We start from the raw sequence: 21,891 nt of genomic DNA, 5'->3' as shown, positions 1-21,891 counted from the left end.
GAATCACCGTATGAACATATATACTATAATACTTATTGAGTTTTTACTCATATCTTCTAGTATTCTTTTATTATTTAAATTTAGAAACGTATTAGGATTAGCTCCTCTGTATCTTTTTTTAGGAGCTGTTAGATATTTACAAGCCCTTTCTGGAGACATGATACGTTTTACTGTTTTCGATGAACTAATAATTTATCCAACATCCGTCATTATATTTAGTTCGCTTCTATTTGCGGTGTTATTGATTTATATTAAAGAAGGCGTTGCTAGTGCTAGAGCCCTTATTTTAGGGATTATTATTTCCAATCTCCTTTTATCTGCATTGTTTGGTATTATGAATTTGGAAAACTTGGTGGAAATAGATTCGTCCTTTGCTTTTTTAGTAGATGATAAATATTTCATTACTGGTACGGTCTTATTGTTCTTGGATTTTCTATGTCTGGTAATAATCTATCAATTTCTGATTTCAATACTTAATAAGCGATATTTCTTTTTTACACTCTTTATTTCGCTATTAGTAGTTTTTGTTTTTGACGCCTTTATTTTTAAAACAATTCTCTATTTGGGTTCTGCAGATTTTTATAATTTATTAGTCGGGAATATTATAGGGAAGTTTATTGCAGCGCTCGTCTTTTCTGTGATTCTATATATCTATTTAAGGTATGTAGATAATGAGAAAAGCAATACTTCTTTTATTGCCAATCAAGAACGAGATGTTTTTTCCATATTGAGGTATGAAAAAAGATATTTACAACTAAAGACGGAGAAACAAGAGTTAGAGAAAAATTTAACCTCGCAATTAGAAACTTCTTTAAATAGCATTTCAGGCGGTTTCATATCTCTAGACACTAACTGGTGTTATACGTATGTTAATAAAAAAGCTGCAGAGCTTTTAGGGAAATCTCCAGAATCCTTAATAGGAAAACATATTTGGACCGAATTCCCAGAAGGTGTAGGACGTTCTTTTTATGAGGCTTATTATAAAGCTGTTGAAACACAGGAAACAATATACTTTGATGATTATTATGAGCCACTAGATAAATGGTTTGAGAACAGAATTTACCCATCTCCAGACGGATTGATAATTTATTATACAGACATATCAAAACAGAAAAAAATAGATGCTAACAATCAAATGTTATTGTCTTTAATTGAAACTAACGATGATTTTATTGGTTTAGCAACTTTAGAAGGAGAACCTATTTATTTAAATGATAATGGTAGGCAGTTAATGGGATTAGAATCGGATGAAAAAATGCCAGCTTCTATTTCTTCTTTTTTTCCGGAAGATTACCGAGATAGGATAGCAAATGAGCACATGCCTAGCATTTTTGAAAGTAATAAATGGCAAGGGGAAACACATTTTAAAAATTTTAAAACAGGAGATTTAATTCCTATAGAAATGTCTGGTTTCTTAATTAAAGATAAGGTAACGAACAATCCTATAGCATTAGGTGTGGTTGCTAAAGATATTTCTAGGCGTAAAGAAGCTGAAGAAAAGTTAAAATATAGTGAGCAATTATTTAAACGATTAACATCTAAAGCGCCAGCAGGAATCTACCAAACAGATACAGATGGTTCTTGTAATTATGTAAACGAAAGATGGTTAGAGTATGCTGGGTTGTCTTATGAAGAAGCTATGGGGCCTGGTTGGGCTAAAGCTATTCATCCCGATGATGAAGCAAGAATTCTTAAAGAATGGGAGGTATATGTTTTATCTGGCGAAAGTGAACTTGAAACCGATTTTAGGTTTCTGCATAAAGATAATAAAGTGATATGGGTGTCGGTAAAGACTGTAGGAACCTACGATTCGCAAAATAATTTATATGGCTATATAGGTATGGCTATTGATGTTACAGAAAAGAAAAAAGCAGAACAAAAATTAATAAATAGTGAGCAGTTATTTAAAAGATTAACATCTAATGCGCCAGTTGGAATTTATCAAACAGATAAAGAAGGTATTTGTAATTATGTTAATGAGGAATGGATGAAATACTCGGGAATGACTTTTGAGGAGTCATTAGGTTTTGGTTGGTGCAATGCAATTCACCCAGAGGATAAAGATAGGATTATGGGAGAGTGGGAACAAGCAATTTCTACTGGAGGTGGCTTAGTTTCCGATTTTAGATTGTTAAGTAAAAAAGGAGAAACAAAATGGGTTACCACAAAAGCTACTAGCTTATATAATCATAATAATGAATTATATGGCTATATAGGGACAATCGTAGATGTTTCAGAACACAAAGAAGCTGAAGAAAAGTTAATAAATAGCGAACAATTATTTAGGCGATTATCCTCTAATGCACCCGTTGGAATTTTTCAGACAGACAAAGATGGTGCTTGCAATTATGTAAATCAAGAATGGATAAAATATTCGGGAATCCCCTTAGATGAAGCTTTAGGCTTTGGTTGGTCTAATGCGATACATCCAGAAGATAAAGAACGGGTTCTTGATATATGGCAAAAATCTATTTCTACTGGAACCGAATATAGAACAGATTTAAGATTTCTAGATCCAGAAGGGGGAATTACATGGCTTTCCGCTAAAGCTACTGGTTTGTATGATGCTAACAATGAATTGTATGGTTATATAGGAACGCTTATCGATGTTACCGAACGTAAAGAAGCTGAAGATCAGGTTGCTAAAAGTGAGAAATATTTAGAAAATATCTTAAACAATATTGGTGATCCTGTTTTTGTAAAAGATGAACAAAGTAGAATACTGTTAATCAATAATGCGTTTTGTTCTATTTTTAATATTGAAAGGGAGTCTGTAATTGGTAAAACTTTAGCCGAAAGTGTTTCTGCACAAGAAAGAGAGAGTTTTTTAGAAATAGATAAACAAGTTCTAGTAACAGGTGTTGAGAGTGTTAATGAAGAAACTTTAACACTTGTGGGAAAAGAATCAAGAACAATTTCAACAAAAAAAACGAGATTTATTGATGTTGCTGGTAATCCGTTTATAATAGGGATTATTAGAGATGTAACGGAACGTAAGAAAATTGACGAAGAAATTCGAATGACTCATCAAAGACTTACTACACATTTAAATAACTCTCCGTTAGCAATAATTGAATGGGATAAGAATTTTTTTGTTACTAATTGGTCTGCGCAAGCTGAAAAGATTTTTGGTTGGAAAGAATCTGAAGCGATAGGAAAACAATTGGTGGATTTGAATTTGGTTTTTGAAGAAGATATTCCTTCTGTCGAAGCTATTTCTAATGAATTAAGTAGTGGTAAGGTAAAAAGCAACAAAATTATTAATCGTAATAATACAAAAACAGGAGAGGTCATATACTGTCAGTGGCATAATTCTGTTTTGCAATCTTCCGATGGGCAATTAGAAACTGTTTTGTCCTTGATACAAGATGTTACGGAAAGTAAAAAAGCAGACGAAGAAATCAGGATGGCGCATCAACGTCTTACTACGCATTTAAATAACTCTCCGTTGGCAATAATTGAATGGGATAAGAATTTAATTATTCGCAGCTGGTCAGTAAAAGCCGAAAAGATCTTTGGTTGGAAAAAGGAAGAAGTCTTAGGGAGACATTTTAGTGATTTAAATCTCGTTTACGAAGAGGATTTTGAATCTACAGAGGTTGTCTCTTATGAATTAATGAATGGAATTGTAAAAAGCAATAAGATTATTAACCGTAATAACACCAAAAATGGAAATGTTATTTATTGCCAATGGTATAATTCTGTTTTACAATCTCCAGATGGGGAAATAGAAACTGTTTTATCATTAGTACAAGATGTTACCAAACGTAAAGAAGCAGAAGAGAGTATTAAAGAAAGTGAGGAGAAGTTTTCTAAAGTATTTAAATCTAGTGTTATCGGATTTTCTATTGCTAATTTAGAGCATGTTAGAGTGGAGGCTAATGATGCTATGGCAAAACTTTTAGAGGCAACAAGAGAGCAGATAATTGGTAAGACAAGAGGAGAATCTGGAACCGATATATTGAATGCTGCTTTCTATGAACAACAAAGTAGGCTCACAGAAAAAATTAAAAATGAAGGTTTTTTAAATAATGAAAAAGTTTATAGAACCTTAGTGAGTGGAAAAGTGATAACAACCTTAGTTTCTGTAGAGCTTATAGAGATAAAAGGAGTTCCTCATTTTCTTAGTGCAGCAATTGATATAACAGATAAGGAGAATGCAGAAAAAGCATTAAAAGAAAATGAAGAAAAATTCGCCAAAGCATTTAGCTCTAATGTTATTGGAAAAGCCATACTTAATAAAGCCAAAAAGATAGTTGAAGTAAATGAAACCTTAGCAAATATTGTTGGATTTAAAAGAGAAGATATGTTAGGGTGTACAGTAGAAGAAATAGGGTTATTTGATCTTAATAACCAAGAAAACATAGAGAATGAAAATAAACTATGGAGTCAATTTAATGAAAAAGGATATGTCTCTAATATTGAATTAAAATACCTGTTGCAATCCGGGAAAGAGCTTCATATATTGATATCTTTACAAACGCTTCAGTTAAATAATGAAGGTCATGTTATGTTGACTATTTTGGACATAACAGAAAAGAAAAATGCCGAAGCAGAATTAAAAAAATATAGAAACAATCTAGAAGAACTAATTGAAGTTAGAACCGAAGAGGTGCATTTAAAAAATAATCAATTAGAACGTATGAATAAGTTATTTGTTGGTAGGGAGTTGAAAATGAAAGAGTTGAAAGCTATTATTAAAGAGTTACAGTTAAAGAATGACAAGTAAAACGATCTCAGGAAAAAGTAATCCATCTCTTTTTTTTAAAAAACCTTTGGTATTAGGTTGCTTTGTTTTTTTAACATTGCTTTTTGCTACGCAATATGTTGCTTATCAGGAATATGTGATAAATAATAATGAGCAAAAACGAGAAATTAATAATCAAGCAAATTTAATTAAAGAAAAGCTGCAATCCCTAGTCATGTACAGTTATTCTGCTACAAAACTATTAGAATATATTGTGGAAAGAAATGGAGTTCCAGAAGATTTTGATAAGATAGCTGCAGAATTACTAGGAAGAAGTAAATATTTCGATGTTGTAGAACTAGTAGATGGTAAGGGGTTTATTACACACGTTTATCCTTTAAAGAATAATGAAGTTATTGGTTTTAATATTCTAACAAGTCCTGAAGCTCGAAGTGGATCAATCGCTACTATAAAAAGAAGAGATTTTTTTATCGCAGGCCCAGTTAACCTAAAGCAAGGTGGTGTTGGTATGGTGAGTAGGCAACCTATTTTTTTAGATGATAAATTCGTTGGTTTTTCTGCAGTGGTTACCAAGATTTCTACAATCTTTAGTGATTTGGTTACGGAAAATTCGGAAGAAAATCGTTTTGTTTATCAATTGTCTAGAGTGAACCCTGAAACGGGTAAGGAAGATTTTTTTTTAGAAAACGATATTTCTAATCATAAAGAATATGCAATACCTGTAGAAATGTCTATAGGAGAATGGAAGTTGTATGTTGTGCCATTAAAAAAAACAATGAATACGGCAATATGGTCTTCCTTGGTTGGAGTTCTAATAGCTTTTTTTAGTAGCTGGGTCGTGTGGTTTTTTGCAGGCCGATCTGCTCGATTAAATGATTTGATTTCTTTGAAACTTTCAGAACAGGAAAAACAATTAAAGTTAGTTTATGAAATCACATCCGAGAAAGTAAAAAAAAGCGAAGCATTATTTAGAAGTTTAGCTTCCAATGCCCAAGTAGCAATCTTTTCTACAGATAATGAAGGGATGGTTAGTTATGTAAATGACGAATGGATGAAATATTCTGGTATGACATTTAAAGAGGCAATGGGCTCTGGGTGGGTAAACGCGATACATCCAGAAGATAAAGACAGAGTAATGCATGAATGGCAACAGGCAGTGCTGTATGGGAATGATTTTAATACCGAATTGAAGTTCTTAGATAAAAAAGGAAATACAACTTGGCTTATAGTTAAAGGGACCAAGCTAGTAGATGCGCAAAAAAATATTTATGGATATATTGGTACTGCTTCAGATATTACAGAAAGAATTCATCACGAAAAAGAATTACTAAATTATAAGAATAATCTAGAGAAATTGGTGGGCTTAAGAACCGAAGAGCTTAATGATAGTAAAGAGGCATTATTGAATCTTTTAGAAGATATAAATCTCCAATCTGCCGAATTAGAAAAAGAAAAGGTAAAAGCGCAGTCTGCAGATTTAATGAAATCCGCATTTTTAGCAACCATGTCACATGAGTTAAGAACACCAATGAACTCTATTATTGGGTTTACAGGTATATTGTTAAAAGAATTAGCAGGACCATTAAATGAAGAACAAAAAAAACAACTCTCTATGGTAAAAGATAGTGGTTCGCATTTGTTAGGTTTAATTAATGATGTTTTAGATATCTCTAAAATAGAAGCAGGTAAGTTAAGAGTTTCCTTCTATCCATTCAATTACCTAACAACATTAGAAAAAACAATTGACTTTTTAATGCCGCAAGCTTCAAAAAGAGGGCTTCAATTGCATACCGAAATTTCTAATTTAGATATTACGCTAGTCAGTGATGAAAGACGTATTGAACAAATTCTATTAAACTTGCTTTCTAATGCTATTAAGTTTTCTGAAAAAGGAATTATTATCATTAAAGTAAATGTTAAAGATAATGTGCTTATAACTCAAATAATTGATCAGGGAATTGGAATAAGTAAAAAGGATATAAATAAATTATTTATGCCTTTTATTCAGCTAGAAGGAGGGCTTAGTAGAAAGCATGAAGGAACAGGTCTTGGATTGGCTATTTCTAAAAATTTAATTGAAAAATTAGGAGGTACCATTCAAGTAGAAAGCGAATTAGGAAAAGGGAGTAACTTTATATTTAAGTTCCCATTAACGAGTATTCCTACAAAAAACTAATTTAGTTTAATTATTAATTAGTTAATAATACCAATTTTAATATATTTATCGATTAACTTATTGATATTAAATTTTATAGAGAAGTAATGAAGCCTACCATTTTAATAATTGAAGATAACGAACAAAATATGTATATGCTTTCGTATTTGCTTACTAATAGTAATTATGACGTACTTAAGGCGTATAATGGAGTTGACGGATTGAATTTAGCACATGAAAAACATCCTGAAATTATTTTGATAGATATTCAATTGCCAGATATGGATGGTTATGAGATATGTAATAATTTAAGACATAATGGTTTGCCAAAAACCACTGTAATTATAGCAGTGACATCGTATGCTATGGGGGGGGATAAAGAAAAAGCAATTGAAGCTGGCGCAAATGGATATATAGAGAAGCCTATTAATCCGGATACTTTTGTGAAACAAATGGAGGCTATATTTAAAGCATAATTAAGGCATGAAAACTATATTAATAGTAGATGATACTTTTGAAAACCTATATTTACTCAGAGTTATACTGGAAGAAGCAGGCTATCTAATTGTAGAGGCTAAAGATGGTAAAGAAGGTTTAGAAAAACTACATGAATGTAATGTAGATCTAATTATCTCTGATATTTTAATGCCAGTTATGGATGGCTATCTGTTTTGCCAAGCTTGTAAAAACGAAGAATTATTTAAGAATATCCCTTTCGTTTTTTATACTTCCACATATACCGAAGCACTTGATGAAGATTTTGCATTAAAATTAGGGGCCGTTCAGTTTTTAAGAAAACCAACCGATCAAAATAAAATATTATCCGTAATTGAAGATGTTTTTGCTAATGTTAAACCAGAAGAGAAGGTTGTAAAAAATGTAAAATTTACAGAAGAAGAAGTTTTAAAGCTTTATAGTAAACGACTAATTAGTAAGCTTGAGCAAAAAAAAATAGACCTTGAAAGTGAGGTTTTAGAGCGGGAAAAAACACAGCGATTATTAATACATAAAAACGAAATACTAGATTTAATTGTAGTAAATACACCTATACATGAAATCTTTGATCGTTTACTTTTAAACTATCAATCTGTTTATCCAGATTATTATGGATCTATTAGTTTATTAGATAAAGATGGTATTCATCTTATTTTAGAGTCTTCCCCATCATTGCCAAAAGCATACAGTACAGCCATCAAAAAAATTCCTATTGGAGCAGATGTGGGTTCTTGTGGTACAGCAGCTTATACAGGAAAACCTATTGTCGTTTCAGATATAAGCACAGATGTTTTATGGAAAGATTATAAAGATGTAGCATTAGAACACGATTTAAAGTCCTGTTGGTCTATTCCAATTTTCTCAAAAAACAATACGGTTTTAGGTACTTTTGCTATATACAGCAAGTCTATTAGTGCACCTTCTTTTAGCGATATTCGGGAGCTTAATTTTACGGTGAGCTTAGTTAATATTGCGCTTGAGAAAACTAGAATTGTAAATGAAATTATTAAGAAAGAAGAGTCGTATAAGTCATTAGTAGATCAAGCCAGTGATGCTATAATAACGTACTCTTTAGATGGAACAATATATGATTATAATAAAGCTTCTTATACTACTTTAGGTTATACCGAAAACGAGTTTTTAAAATTAAATATTTATGATTTCAATATAGGAGAATTTATTCAAGATTCAGAAAATCATGAAAAATTACTTCAAGGGGAAGCTATTGTTTTTCCTAGAGAATTTAGACGAAAAGACAATTCTGTATATGAAGTAGAAGTATCTGCGAAATTGCAGAAAGATGGTAAAATACTTGCTATTGCACGAGACATTACAGAACGTAAAAAAGCAGAAATAAAAATAAAGGAAAGTGAATACAATTTAAGGCAATCTCAAATAGTTGGTAATATTGGATCTTATGTTATAGATCTAAAAGCGCTGACTTGGGAAGGATCTGCTTTTTTATATAATGTTTTTGGTATAAGTAAAACGTATGCTAAAACTATGGAAGGCTGGACAGAACTTATTCATCCAGATCAAAGAGAAGAAGTCTCTAGCTATTTTGAGTTTTGTGTTTTAAATAATACGAAATTTAATAAAGAATACCGAGTTTTAAGGCAAGATTCTAAAGAGGAGGTTTGGGTACATGGTATTGGTAAATTGATTTTTGATGGAGATAAAAATCCTGCAAAAATGATTGGTACTATTCAAGATATTACCCAACGTAAAAAGAACGAATTAGACTTAAGAAAAGCCAATGAATTCTCTTATAGTCTTTTAAATGGAATGCAGGAAGGCTTAGTAGCAATAAATTTAGAATCAGAAATAATTAGTGTAAATCCTTCTTTTTGTAAAATGACAGGTTTTACAGAAAAAGAATTAATAGGAGTGAAGCGTCCATACCCGTATTCGCCACCAGAATTGAAAAAAGAGAATAGTGATAGGTATGAGTTATTAGCACAAAATATTAATAAAAAAGAATATGAAAACATCTATATGCGTAAAAACGGTGAACGTTTTCCTGTACATGTTTTAATTTCCAGTATTTATGATGATAATGGTGTAAAAACTGCAAATTTCTCTACGGTACGAGATATCACAGAGCGTAAAAAAGCTGAAATAGATTTAAAGCTTGCCAAAGATTTTTCTGAAAACCTTATTCTAAATTTAAACGAAGGTTTGTCTGTTGTTAATTTAGAAGGCGTGCAAATAGAAGCAAATCCAGCACTTTGTAAGATGTTGCGTTTTACAAAAGAAGAATTAGTTGGTCAAAAAGCTCCTTTTAATTATTGGCCACCAGAAAAGCAGGATGAAATTCAAGAAACTTATGGAAATATATTAAAAGGGGAGTATAGCAAAGTGGAGTTAACTTTAATGCGTAAAAACGGTGAGCGTTTTCCTGTGTTAATGTCAGCTTCATTTGTTAAAAATAATGAAGGAGAAATTATTGCTAATATTGCAACAATACAAGATATATCTCAGCGTAAACAAGCAGAAATAAAATTACAAGAAAACGAGAAATCCTTATTAGAGGCTCAAAAAATAGCGAAAATAGGAAGTTATAGCCTAGACTTGAATACACAAAAAATTGAAGCTTCAACTACTTTCAAAAACATTTTAGATGTAGATGTAGATGGTGATTTCTTCTTTGAAACTTGGACTAGTATCATTCATCCAGATGATGCGCTTTTGGATAGAGCAATGTTTAAGAAGAGTTTAAAAACAGGGGAATCCTTTGATTTAGAGTTTAGAATAATAACCAAAAATAAAAAACAATTAAAATGGATTCATACTTTAGGTCAAGTTATATATGATGATGATAAAAAGGCAATAGAGTTTTTTGGTACTATTCAAGATATATCCTTGCGTAAACAGTCGGAAGTAAAGCTTTTGGAAAGTGAATACAATTTAAGACAATCTCAAATAGTAGCAAATATAGGTACCTATTCTGTAGATATTAAAAAGAGTACTTGGGAAAGTTCTGATGTGCTTGATAATATTTTTGGTATTAAGAAATCTTTTGTCAAAAGTGTGGAAAGCTGGATTTCTATTGTTCATCCTGAAGATCGAGAAGAAATATTAAATTATTTTAAAATTAATATTCTGAAAAATCATGAAAAATTTAATAAAGAATACCGAATCTTAAGAGTAGATAATAAGAAAGAAGTTTGGGTACATGGAATTGGGGAGTTGAATTTTGATAGTGATGGTAATCCTATGAAGATGATAGGGACTACTCAAGATATTACCGAACGTAAAAAAATAGAGTTAGATCTTAAAAGAGCTAATGAGTTTTCAGATAACCTTGTGATGTCTATGCAGGAAGGTTTGCTTATAGTGGACTTAGAAGGGGCTATATTAAAAGTGAACGATTCGCTATGTGATATTTTAGGGTATTCGGAAAATGAACTTATAGGTCTGGAGTTGCCGTATCCATTTGCGCAAGAGAAGGACTATGAGAATATGTTGAAAATTAAGGATGAGGTAGCAAAAGGAGAAGCGCTGTCTTTTGAATTAGAGTTTGTTAAAAAATCAGGAGATAAGTTTATAGCTTCGTTTTTAACAGGGATTATAAAAAATGATGAGGGAGAAACGGTAGCTATATTTGCAACAATTAAAGATGTTTCAGAAGAGGAAAAAGTCAAAAAAGCATTAGAAGATATTGCTGTAAAATCAACACAGAAAAAGGATGTTATTTTAAAACTAGCTGGCCTTATTGGGGAAGATTTTAATTCTTCTTTAAAAAAGATTGCAGTTACGTCTGCTAAAGCTTTGGATGTAGATTTTGTTACCATTTGGGAGTATAAAAATAATCAATCCGAACTTGCGAGTAGGTTGTTTTATAATGCAACAGATGAAGCATTTAAGGAATATGAGTTAACAATAGAAGAAGAAAATTTTCCAAATTATTTTAATGCGTTTAAAACTAAAAACAGCATTAATATAGCGAATGTAAATTCTAATCCGATAACTCAGGCTTTTGCGACACAGTTTTTTATTCCTAACCAAATATCTTCTAGAATTGATGTGTTAATCCATGGTAGCAATAATTATTATGGTATTGTTAGTTTTGAGAGTAAGTCGGAAAACAGAGTGTTTAGTGCAGATGAAGAAAGCTTCGTTACCTCAATAGCTAGTATCGTTTCTTTAATGATTGAAAGCTCTGAGCGTAAAATAGCCGACAATAAAATAGCAATTGCGAATCAAAAACTTACAGAAGCTAATAGAGAGCTAAATACTTTAAAAGAGCAATTAGAACAAGAAAATGTTTACCTACGTAATGAGTTAGATTTAGTATTTAACTATGAGGAAATGGTGTATGGAAGTGAGGCTTTTAGTAACGTATTAACCGAAGTTGAAAAAGTAGCTCCAACTACAGCTACTGTGTTGTTGTTAGGGGAATCTGGTACCGGAAAAGAATTGTTAGCTAGAGCTGTGCATAATACTAGTTTACGTAATAATAAACCTCTAATTAAGGTAAATTGTTCTGCAATACCTAGAGAGTTGATTGAGAGTGAGTTGTTTGGTCATAAAAAGGGCTCGTTTACAGGAGCGATTAATGATAAGGTTGGAAAATTTGAGTTAGCAGACGGTGGTACTTTATTTTTAGATGAAATTGGCGAGCTACCATTAGATATGCAGCCTAAAATATTAAGATTTTTACAAGAAGGAGAAATTGAGGTCGTTGGTGGTAGTAGTGGATTAAAGAAATTAGACGTTAGAGTCATTGCGGCAACAAATAGAAATCTTAAAGAGGAAGTTAAGAAAAAACAATTTAGAGAAGACTTGTTCTTTAGGCTTAACGTATTTCCAATAGAGGTTCCTCCATTAAGAGATCGAAAAGATGATATTCCTTTACTGGTAGAGCATTTTGTAGATAAATTTAATAAGGCTTACGGAAAGAGTATTAAGTATATTACAGATGATGCTATGAGTCAATTAAGAGTATATAATTGGCCAGGGAATATTAGAGAATTAGAAAATTTAATTGAACGAGCTTCCATATTATCCAGTAAAGAAACATTAGTGATTCCAGGTTTTGAATCTTCTACACAAAAAGCAAAACCAATTAACAATCAAGATTTGACCCTAGATACTGTACAACGCAACCATATTGTTCAGGTACTTGAACAATGTAATTGGAAAATTAGTGGTCCAAAAGGTGCCGCGTTTATATTAGATTTAAAACCTAGTACTTTGCGTGATAGGATGACAAAATTAGGGATTTCAAAAGCCTAAAAACGGTAACGGAATACCGTGACTACCTATTGCTTGCCTTGTAATTAACGGTATGTCGAGATTTGTTTGTTCACTTGATAATTTTATTTTAAACCATAAACACTTGCAAAACAGGAGTTTATGGTTATTTTTTTGTTTCAAAATAAATTGTGGCACTCCTATTGACTTTAGTTTTTCAAATAGACAATGATGAAAAACGAAATACTAATCAATAATATTAAATTTTGGGAGGACCAAAATATTATTTATTGTAAGTTATATAATGGTTCTGATGTAAATTATTCTAATAATAATTTTGAAGATTCGTTTTTAGAATCTATTTCTATATTATCAAATGGCACTTATTTGCCTATTATATTTAATTTTAAAGAGATTGATAATTCTGCTTTAATAAAATTTTTTAAATTTTTATCCAATAATTCTAAAATAAAAAGCGCTGTCTTATCCAAAGCGTTTTTAGTAAAAAGCTATAAACAAAAAATTCTTCTTTCCTTTTATGTCATGTTTTGTGATTCAAATGTGCCAAACTTAATTTTTAAAAACTCAAACTCAGCAATACAATATAGCGATCAAAATTATGCGATTTTTAATTCTAAAAACTGTATTAATTAGATGGGAAACGTAATAAAAATAGGAGATTCAAAATTTTGGACAGATAGCGGTATTCTTTACTGTCAGTTTAGAAATAACGATGCTAAAAATAAGTTTGAAACAGAAAGCGTAGCCTTGTTTATACGTGCAATTGATAAATTATGTAAAGGTATGCCTATGCCTTTTTTAATAGATTCAAGAGATTCTCAATGGACTTTTACTAGAGAATCTGCTAATTTATTAGCGAATTCACCAACCTTAGTCAAGCTTAGAATGTCTGAAGCTTATGTGTTTAATACTATTGGAATAAAATTAGTAGTAGCTTCTTATAAAAGAATTTATGAACCTAGCACACCTTTTAGTGTATTTAATAATCTAGAATCTGCAAGAGCGTATTGTGTAGAAGCTATAAATAATTTTTATGGAAGCAATTAAATATAAACTACCTAATACCTTTAATGAAAACGTAATAAATGATCTTATAGAAAACTCTGTAGTTTCTGTAACAGATTCATTAGGAAGAATTGAATTTGCAAATCAAGCATTTTGTGATATTTTAGAATGTAATGCCAATAAGCTTATTGGTGAAACACACCAATTATTACGATCTCCTCTTCATGCAGAAAAAAAATATAAAAACTTATGGAGAACTATTAGAATGGGGAATAAGTGGAGTGGGATTTTAAAAGATATATCTGCTACAGGGAAAATGTTTTGGTTAGATACAACCATTATACCAATAAGAAATAACGCAGAAAAGGCTTTAAAATATTTATCTGTTTATAAGGATGTTACAAGATATTATGAAGATAATGAAGCGCTTTTACAGCGTCAGTTGGTTAATGAGAGTTTTTTACAAGAAATGCCTTTTCATGCGTTCACTATTTCAAGGCATGGTAAAATTTTAAATGCAAATAAATCTTTTTGTGATAAAGAAATTGGTGAATTAATTAATACGTACATCTATGATTATTTTATTCCGGTAAATTTCGAATCCTTTAAAAAGAATGTTGATAAAGTCTTTACCGATAAATTAACCCACAAGTTTGAGTTATATGATTTCGATTCTAATGGAAAAAAAATATTCTTTTCTGCAGTAGTCGCTCCTAATTATGACAATTTGGGTGCAATTGTTTCTTCAACCATTGCCTTGCACGAAATCACAAAGTTTAAAGGAGTTAGTGAAAAGCTTATCAATAGTGAGGCTAAATTTAGAACAATCTATAAGTCTATTAATGTTGGGGTAATTGTAGTAACAAATGATAAAGGTAATGTTACAGAATGGAATAAAGGCGCAGAGGCTACTTTTGGGTATACAGAGAAAGAAATAATTGGTAGGTCATTAACTGTTTTAATGTCTAAAAAATACAGAAATGGTAATATTAAAGAATTATTAAGAGCAGTACAGCAAATAAAGAACAAGCAGAATGTTGAAATTGTAGAAATGTGTTGTTTGCGTAAAAACGGAGAGCAATTTCCTGTAGAGTTTGCCTTAAGCAATGGTAGTGTAGGTGAAAATGATTTTTATTGCGCAATGATGGTTGAAATAACACATCGTAAATCTCTAGAAAATAAACTAAAAAGGAAAACAGAAGAGTTAGAGTTGTTTTTATCGCGTTCTGCTCAAGATATCAAAGCGCCAATATCTTCTATAGAGGAAGCGCTTGATTTGCTAAAAGAAGAGCCAGACGAGGATCGATTAGCTCTTTTAATAGGAATGTTAGATCCTATTATAAAAAACGGAAAGGAACTGTCGGAAAACCTTTCTCAAGTTTCTAAAGTTAAGGTTAAGAAAAAGGAAATAAAAAAAATTAATTTTTCTGAAGCTATTAAGAACACGCTAGTATCTCTAAATGGTGCTAATAAGTTTAAGAACATAAAGTTTCATGTGGATGTTGTAGATGATTTTGGATTTAACTCCAATTCAGAAATGATAGATTCTATTCTTCAGAATTTAATTAATAATGCTGTAAAATACTCTAGAGATCAAAAAGAAAAAATGAAATCTTTTGTAAATATTAAAGTAAAAACATCTTCAGGTGGAGCTGTGATTAATATTGAAGATAATGGCGTTGGTATTTATAAAAATAATATTAATAAAATTTTTGATTTGTATTATAGAGCTAACAAATATGAAGAACCAGGACATGGTCTAGGACTTTATATTGTTAAAAATGCAGTAGATGACTTAAATGGAAAAATAACGGTAGAAAGTAGCGTTAAAAGCGGCTCTATCTTTAAGGTAGTTTTACCTGTGATTGCATAACGAAGAAGTAATTGATGTATATAATAAATGGACTAAAATAAATAAGATATGTTATCTCAACCAATAAATTCTCAAGATTTTGAAAAGATGAACACAGAAAATTCTTGTGTAGACTCTATTAGTAAATCACCAACAACCATTGATTTTGAAAACGGTTTAGTAGAGTTTAGACCCTACCTTAATAAATTCGATTCAGAAGCAGAGGATGTTAATATGAAAATGAATTAAAAGAACCGCTAAAAGAAGCTCTAGTAAAATAGATGCTATGTATTAGTGGTTTTATTTATTAAATGAAATCAGGCTTACTTGTAAGTTGCGCTTGGTGTTAATCTTTATTTTAAAAAAAATAAAGAAGGACATCTGGTGTTACACATCAATAGGTTAAGTGGTGGTTTGTAGTAGTGGACATAAAAAACAATCTATTTAAAAAAAACGATAAGATTTATTAAAGAGAATTGAGTAGCTGTAAAGTTGCTTGTTTATTAATAGTCATTATAAAAACCAAAAAACCCGATTCAAATGAATCGGGTTTTTTTTGGTGGTGCCTCCAGGAATCGAACCAGGGACACATGGATTTTCAGTCCATTGCTCTACCAACTGAGCTAAGGCACCAGTAGCATAAAATTGCGAGTGCAAATATATATACCTTTTTGGTATTCACAAAGAAAAATTTGGAAAACTTTTTATATTTTTTTTATTGCAATCCAAAATAGAGCTATAAGTAATTATTTAAGTGGAATTTAGAATATATTTTATAACACATTTTGTAAATTTGATGTTTTAAGAAAAAAATATGAACTTAATTATTGATGTTGGAAATTCTTTTGTTAAAATCGCTGTTTTTCAGGAAGATAAGCTAATTTACAGCTGTAAGGTGAAAAATGATGAAGTTTCAAAAACATTAAGAAATATAAGAAAAGAATATAAAAATATTAAAAAAGCTATTTTTTCTTCCGTTGGAAAATTAAGAAAAGCAGATGTTGCTTATATTCAAAAATATTATGATGTTCTTGTCTTAAATCATGAAACAAGTATTCCTTTTACAAATTTATACAGCACACCAAAAACTTTAGGGATAGATAGAATTGCTTTAGTTAGTGGTTCTGTACAACAATTTCCAGATAAAAATGTTTTAATCATTGATGCAGGAACTTGTATTACTTTCGATTTTATTACGGATAAAAATGAATACTTAGGAGGTGCAATATCTCCAGGAATAAGAATGCGTTATAAAGCTTTAAATCATTTTACTGCAAATTTACCGTTGTTAGATACAGAGATGCCAAAAAATATTATTGGAAACGCTACGGCGACCTCGATGCATTCTGGTGTTGTTCAAGGTGTTTTACTCGAAATGGATGGAGCAATTCAAGAATATAAGGTGAAATACCCCGATTTAACAATTATTTTAACAGGAGGAGACGCTAAATTTTTGTCTAAACAATTAAAAAGTAGCATATTTGCCAACTCAAATTTCCTTTTAGAGGGATTAAATTTTATTTTACAATATAATACACACTAATGATAAAAAAACTGGTTATAGTTTTTATTGCTCTTTTTGCAATTCAAAGTTTCGCTCAAGAAGGTACTTCTTCACCATATTCGTTTTATGGAATTGGTAGCCTTAAATTTAAAGGAACAGTAGAAAATAGAAGTATGGGAGGACTTAGTATATATACAGATAGTATACATGTTAACCTAAGAAACCCTGCGTCTTATGGAGGTGAGAATATCGAGATGTATAATAATGAAGGTAGACCCATGACGTTTTCTGTTGGTGGAGGTCACACCTCTATAAAATTAGAAAGTGAATCTAATAGCGATCGTACATCCTCTTCTACTTTCGATTATTTAGCGGTTTCGTTTCCTTTAGGGAAATTAGGAATTGGTGTAGGTTTAATGCCTTATACTTCTGTAGGATATAAGTTAGAAAACTATAGTGATGATGGAATTACCAATAAATACAAAGGAGATGGTGGTGTTAATAGAACGTACCTATCTGCAGGATATCAATTAACTCCTGGTTTAAGTGTTGGTGTAGATGCACAGTATAATTTTGGAAACATCGAAGGAAGCACTATCGAGTATGTGTACAATGATGGCGAATTAGTACAATACCAAACTAGAGAAGATAATAGATCAGACTTAAGTGGTTTAAGCTATAATATTGGTGCTACTTATAAAACGAAATTAAATAATAAATTAGAATTAACTTCTGGAGTAACCTTTTCTCCTGAAAGTAATTTAAAATCTAAAAACGAAAGATCTATTAATACCGTTAATATTAATCCTACTTCAGAACAAGAGTTTGTTATAAATACGCTAGAATCAAATTTAAAAGAAAAAGGATTAAAAGAAACCACATTAACATTGCCAGCTACCTTTTCTTTTGGTGTAGGTATTGGTGAAGCAAGAAAATGGTTTGTAGGTGTAGAAAGCGTTTTTCAAGAAACTAGCAAGTTTGGTAACGCACTTTATGCTTCCGCAAATACAGAAACAACTTACGAAAACGGGAATACGTTTTCTTTTGGTGGTTTTTATATTCCCGATTATAATTCTTACAGATCTTATTTAAAACGAGTGGTTTATCGTGCTGGATTTAGAACCGAAAAAACAGGATTAGTTGTAAATGGAGAGTCCATAGATGAGTTTGGCATATCTTTTGGAGTAGGGTTACCAGTTGGCAACAATATATTCTCTAATGCAAACTTAGGTTTTGAAGTTGGTAAGCGTGGAACAACTAACAAAAATTTAATTCAAGAGAATTTTATTAATTTCCAATTAAGTTTATCTTTGAACGATAGATGGTTCCAAAAAAGTAAATATGATTAACACCAAAAACATTAAGAAGATGAAAACGAAAATTACACTATTAGCGATACTATTTTTAGGACTAGGCTTTGGTCACTCTCAAGTAAACGAAGAAGCAATGACTAAGCTTTCTATCTTTCACGAATATGTGAAAGCAGGAAATTTTGATGCAGCTTACGAACCTTGGATGGAAGTGCGTACAAAATACCCTAAATTTAATAACGCAATACCAGTAGATGGTGAGAAAATATTAAATCATAAAATCGAGAATTCTACAGGAGCTGAAAAAGTTGCTTATATCAATGATCTTTTAAAACTTTGGGATGAAAAGTTAGAAAATTTTCCAAGTAAAACGAAAGTTGGTGATCTTTTATCAGATAAAGCACAATTAATGTATGATTACAAAACCGAATTAGGTTTAAGTGATGAGCAAATATATGATGCATTTGATAAAGCATATACTACAGATTTAAAAAACTTTAGAAACCCTAAAGCATTATACATCTATTTTTCTTTAATGGTAGATTTATATGATAGTGGAAAAAAATCTGCACAAGATCTATTTAATAAATATGATGATGTTGTAGATAAAATGGATACAGAAATAGAGAAAAACTCTGATGGTCTTAATAAACTTATTGCTAAAGAAGAAGCAGGAACTCCTTTAACTAAAAAAGATGGGCAATATAAAAGACAATACGAAGGTTACTTAAGAGTGTTCGATCAAATTGCTGGTAGTGTAGATGCTAAATTAGGAGATAGAGCAAACTGTGAAAACTTGATTCCTTTATACCAAAAAGATTACGAAGAAAACAAGAATGATGGTGTTTGGTTACAAAGAGCAATGAACAAGTTATATGAAAAAGGATGTAAAGAAGATCCAATGTTTGTTAAAGTTGTAAAACAAAAAAACAGCATTGAACCAAACGCAAAAACATCATATTACTTATACTTAATAACAGGAGAGCAACAATACTTTGATCAAACGTTACGTTTAGAAACAGATCCTTTTAGAAAAGCTAAGTTATACAATACAATAGCTAGAGACTTTAAACAAAAAGGTAGCTACGGGAAAGCAAGAGAATTCTTTATGAAATCTTTAGCTGCTAACCCATCAGATAAAAAACCATACGATCAGATTGCTAGAATGTATGCAGCTAGTGCAAACAGTTGTGGAGATACAAACTTTAACAAAAGAGCCGTATTCTGGTTGGCTGCTGCAGAAGCAAGAAAAGCTGGTAGCTCTAGTTTAGCTGCTAACTACGAAGCTAAAGCACCAAGTAAGTCAGAGATTTTCTCTTCAGGAAAATCAGGACAAACTATTAGTATTGGATGTTGGATTGGTAGAAGTGTAACCGTACCAAAAATATAATGCAAAACAAGAGTTTATATATAAAAAGCATAGCCACAGTTTTTACTGTGGCTATGCTTTTTTCATGTAAAAGTAACTTTAACGAGGTGCAAAAGATAGGTGTTTCAGAAAACCAACCTATTGGTGTTGCTGAAGATATAAACCTAAAGTATACAGATTCAGGTAGAGTAACAGCAAATCTTATTAGTCCGAAAATGCTAGATTTTACTAACAGAGATTTTGGATATAATGAGTTTCCAGATGGTGTTATCTTACACATGTATGATGATTTAAATCAAAAAAGTACTGTAATCGCAGATTATGCTATTTCGTATAAAGAAACAAACCTTATAGATTTACGTGGTAATGTGGTGGTGACTTCGCATAAAAAAGACACCTTATTTGCCGAGCAATTGTACTATGATCAAACTAAAGAATGGTTATTTACAAACAAACCAGTAACCTTTAGACAAGGTAGAGATCTAATAAATGGAAAAGGGTTTGATTCCGATTCCGAATTTAAACAAGCACAAGTTCTAGAAATAGATGGTATTATCACACTTGAGGAATAATACTTATCTTTGCTAATAATAACTTTCAACCTAAATATCAAAAATGAAAACCGCTAAGTTTTTTCAATATATATACTTGTTTTTTGCTGCATTATTTTTGTATGATGCATTTTCTAATTGGAGTATAGATAAAAACAGAACTTATATCTCTTTAGCTTTTACCGCTTTAGCTATATTTATGTTTTTCTTTCGTAAAAAGTTCAACAAAAAATTTGAAGACAATAATAACGCGAAGTAATGAGTATTTACGTTGTTATTATCATTGTTTGTTTAATCCTTTCTGCCTTTTTTTCGGGTATGGAAATTGCGTATGTATCTTCGAATAAAATACATATAGAAATAGAAAAAAAGCAAGATGGGTTTCTAGCAAAAATACTTTCTAAACTTACTGTAAAACCTTCTAAATTTATTGCAACCATGTTAATTGGTAACAATATAGCGTTAGTTGTTTATGGTTTTTTTATGGGAGACTTGTTGGTGAACTGGTTTCATTCTTTGTTGCCGTCCAACAATAGTTTTATAAACTATCTGTTTGTAGATTTTAGCTTATTAACACAAACAATAATTTCTACCATTGTAATATTAATAACTGCAGAATTTTTACCTAAAGTATTCTTTCAAATCTATGCCAATTCCTTATTGAAAATATTGGCTTTTCCGGCATATGTGTTTTATGTGCTATTTACTTTTATTTCCGACTTTGTACTTTGGATTTCCGATTTTGTACTGAAAAAATTCTTTAAAACGGAAGGAGACCAAGTGCAGTTAGCTTTTACTAAAGTAGAGCTTGGTAATTATATTAGTGAGCAAATGGAGTCTGTGGAAGAACACGATGATGTTGATACCGAAATTCAAATTTTTCAAAATGCCTTAGAATTTGCCGAGGTGAAATCGAGAGAAGTAATGGTTCCTAGAACAGAGATTATTGCTGTAGAACTTAATGAATCTCTTAAAAATCTAAATAGCATTTTTACCGAAACAGGTTGCTCTAAAGTGATCGTCTATAAAGAAAACATAGATGATATTTTAGGCTATGTGCATTCTTTCGAACTTTTTAAAAAGCCTAAAACAATAAAGTCAATCATACTTCCTGTAGAGTTTGTGCCAGAAACCATGCTGATAAATGATGTGCTTAATGTGCTTATTAAAAAACGTAAAAGTATTGCTGTTGTATTAGATGAATATGGTGGGACTTCTGGTATTATGACTGTAGAAGATATTGTAGAAGAACTCTTTGGTGAAATTGAAGATGAGCACGATACCGTAGTTTTAATTGAAGAAAAATTAGACGAAAAGCATTTTAAATTTTCAGCAAGAATAGAAGTAGACTATATCAACGAAACTTTTAAAATTAATTTACCAGACGAAGAAAATTACGAGACGCTTGGAGGATTAATTGTTGCACATACCGAAGAAATACCTGAAAAGGATGAGATTGTAATCATACAGAACTTTCAATTTACCATCTTAGAAGTTTCTAATACGAAAATAGATTTAGTAGAACTTAAAGTTTTAGAAGACGATTAGTCATCAATCAGAGTTTCAGTATCAGTAAACAGTTATAGCTTAAAATTTTCCGTTTTAACTTCCGCTTTAAGCGCTGTTTTAAATTCAAATTCGGATACAGATTCCATTTCAAATTCATTTTATCCAAATAACCTTTTATTATTAAATAGAAAATGGTATTTTCGCGCACTATATTGA

13 protein-coding genes and 1 tRNA gene are annotated in these 21,891 nt (G+C 31.0%); 13 read left to right on the top strand and 1 reads right to left on the bottom strand.

All coding sequences use genetic code 11. The features are described 5' to 3' along the window. Positions 1–10: 10 nt before the first annotated feature. From AMD28_RS02490 to AMD28_RS18485, 8 genes are all read left to right on the top strand, one after another. Positions 11–4,729 (top strand): PAS domain S-box protein, encoded by a 4,719-nt coding sequence (locus AMD28_RS02490; protein ID WP_055442586.1) that lies wholly within the window; start codon positions 11–13, stop codon positions 4,727–4,729. After that, a complete protein-coding gene (locus AMD28_RS02485) occupies positions 4,719–6,884 on the top strand; it encodes a sensor histidine kinase (protein WP_055442585.1) in 2,166 nt (721 codons plus the stop codon). Before AMD28_RS02490 ends, AMD28_RS02485 begins: the two co-directional genes overlap by 11 nt. A gap of 86 nt (positions 6,885–6,970) precedes the next feature. Continuing rightward, positions 6,971–7,339 carry a response regulator gene (locus AMD28_RS02480; protein WP_055442584.1) on the top strand — a complete coding sequence of 123 codons (369 nt, stop codon included), beginning with the start codon at positions 6,971–6,973 and terminating at the stop codon, positions 7,337–7,339. 7 nt (positions 7,340–7,346) lie between these two features. Beyond that, complete coding sequence (locus AMD28_RS18830) at positions 7,347–12,596, top strand: PAS domain S-box protein (protein WP_055442583.1); 5,250 nt, start codon at positions 7,347–7,349, stop codon at positions 12,594–12,596. A 186-nt stretch (positions 12,597–12,782) separates the two neighbouring features. Next, positions 12,783–13,208, top strand: coding sequence for a DUF7793 family protein (locus tag AMD28_RS02470; protein ID WP_152975527.1), 426 nt, complete (start codon positions 12,783–12,785; stop codon positions 13,206–13,208). Beyond that, positions 13,209–13,622 (top strand): DUF7793 family protein, encoded by a 414-nt coding sequence (locus AMD28_RS02465; RefSeq protein ID WP_055442581.1) that lies wholly within the window; start codon positions 13,209–13,211, stop codon positions 13,620–13,622. Next, positions 13,609–15,453, top strand: coding sequence for a PAS domain S-box protein (locus AMD28_RS02460; protein ID WP_055442580.1), 1,845 nt, complete (start codon positions 13,609–13,611; stop codon positions 15,451–15,453). Before AMD28_RS02465 ends, AMD28_RS02460 begins: the two co-directional genes overlap by 14 nt. Positions 15,454–15,501: 48 nt before the next feature. Then, positions 15,502–15,681 carry a hypothetical protein gene (locus AMD28_RS18485; protein ID WP_152975526.1) on the top strand — a complete coding sequence of 60 codons (180 nt, stop codon included), beginning with the start codon at positions 15,502–15,504 and terminating at the stop codon, positions 15,679–15,681. A 308-nt stretch (positions 15,682–15,989) separates the two neighbouring features. Here the strand turns inward: AMD28_RS18485 and AMD28_RS02455 are convergent. Next, positions 15,990–16,065: transfer RNA gene (locus tag AMD28_RS02455), tRNA-Phe, on the bottom strand. A 181-nt stretch (positions 16,066–16,246) separates the two neighbouring features. Between AMD28_RS02455 and AMD28_RS02450 the strand changes: the two genes are divergently transcribed. The 5 genes from AMD28_RS02450 (at position 16,247) to AMD28_RS02425 (ending at position 21,714) form a co-directional block, all read left to right on the top strand. Further along, positions 16,247–16,975 (top strand): type III pantothenate kinase, encoded by a 729-nt coding sequence (locus AMD28_RS02450; RefSeq protein ID WP_055442579.1) that lies wholly within the window; start codon positions 16,247–16,249, stop codon positions 16,973–16,975. Beyond that, a complete protein-coding gene (gene bamG, locus AMD28_RS02445; protein ID WP_055442578.1) occupies positions 16,975–18,285 on the top strand; it encodes a BamG family beta-barrel-assembly machinery protein in 1,311 nt (436 codons plus the stop codon). The genes AMD28_RS02450 and bamG overlap by 1 nt, the downstream gene beginning before the upstream one ends. Before the next feature lie 19 nt (positions 18,286–18,304). Beyond that, complete coding sequence (locus tag AMD28_RS02440; protein ID WP_055442774.1) at positions 18,305–19,636, top strand: hypothetical protein; 1,332 nt, start codon at positions 18,305–18,307, stop codon at positions 19,634–19,636. Continuing rightward, positions 19,636–20,187 (top strand): LPS export ABC transporter periplasmic protein LptC, encoded by a 552-nt coding sequence (gene lptC, locus AMD28_RS02435; RefSeq protein ID WP_055442577.1) that lies wholly within the window; start codon positions 19,636–19,638, stop codon positions 20,185–20,187. Before AMD28_RS02440 ends, lptC begins: the two co-directional genes overlap by 1 nt. Positions 20,188–20,424: 237 nt before the next feature. Continuing rightward, the gene (locus AMD28_RS02425; RefSeq protein ID WP_055442575.1) at positions 20,425–21,714 is read left to right on the top strand and encodes a hemolysin family protein; all 1,290 of its coding nucleotides are present in this window, start codon (positions 20,425–20,427) and stop codon (positions 21,712–21,714) included. Positions 21,715–21,891 lie beyond the last annotated feature (177 nt).

Source organism: Lacinutrix himadriensis (assembly GCF_001418105.1).
Lineage (GTDB): Bacteria > Bacteroidota > Bacteroidia > Flavobacteriales > Flavobacteriaceae > Oceanihabitans > Oceanihabitans himadriense.
This window is presented reverse-complemented; position numbering and strand designations above follow the sequence as displayed.

Excerpts from the sequence above, each read along its gene's own strand:
- AMD28_RS02490 (WP_055442586.1), top strand. The coding sequence starts at position 11 with ATGAACATATATACTATAATACTTATTGAGTTTTTACTCATATCTTCT.
- AMD28_RS02485 (WP_055442585.1), top strand. The coding sequence starts at position 4,719 with ATGACAAGTAAAACGATCTCAGGAAAAAGTAATCCATCTCTTTTTTTT.
- AMD28_RS02480 (WP_055442584.1), top strand. The coding sequence starts at position 6,971 with ATGAAGCCTACCATTTTAATAATTGAAGATAACGAACAAAATATGTAT.
- AMD28_RS18830 (WP_055442583.1), top strand. The coding sequence starts at position 7,347 with ATGAAAACTATATTAATAGTAGATGATACTTTTGAAAACCTATATTTA.
- AMD28_RS02470 (WP_152975527.1), top strand. The coding sequence starts at position 12,783 with ATGATGAAAAACGAAATACTAATCAATAATATTAAATTTTGGGAGGAC.
- AMD28_RS02465 (WP_055442581.1), top strand. The coding sequence starts at position 13,209 with ATGGGAAACGTAATAAAAATAGGAGATTCAAAATTTTGGACAGATAGC.
- AMD28_RS02460 (WP_055442580.1), top strand. The coding sequence starts at position 13,609 with ATGGAAGCAATTAAATATAAACTACCTAATACCTTTAATGAAAACGTA.
- AMD28_RS18485 (WP_152975526.1), top strand. The coding sequence starts at position 15,502 with ATGTTATCTCAACCAATAAATTCTCAAGATTTTGAAAAGATGAACACA.
- AMD28_RS02450 (WP_055442579.1), top strand. The coding sequence starts at position 16,247 with ATGAACTTAATTATTGATGTTGGAAATTCTTTTGTTAAAATCGCTGTT.
- bamG (WP_055442578.1), top strand. The coding sequence starts at position 16,975 with ATGATAAAAAAACTGGTTATAGTTTTTATTGCTCTTTTTGCAATTCAA.
- AMD28_RS02440 (WP_055442774.1), top strand. The coding sequence starts at position 18,305 with ATGAAAACGAAAATTACACTATTAGCGATACTATTTTTAGGACTAGGC.
- lptC (WP_055442577.1), top strand. The coding sequence starts at position 19,636 with ATGCAAAACAAGAGTTTATATATAAAAAGCATAGCCACAGTTTTTACT.
- AMD28_RS02425 (WP_055442575.1), top strand. The coding sequence starts at position 20,425 with ATGAGTATTTACGTTGTTATTATCATTGTTTGTTTAATCCTTTCTGCC.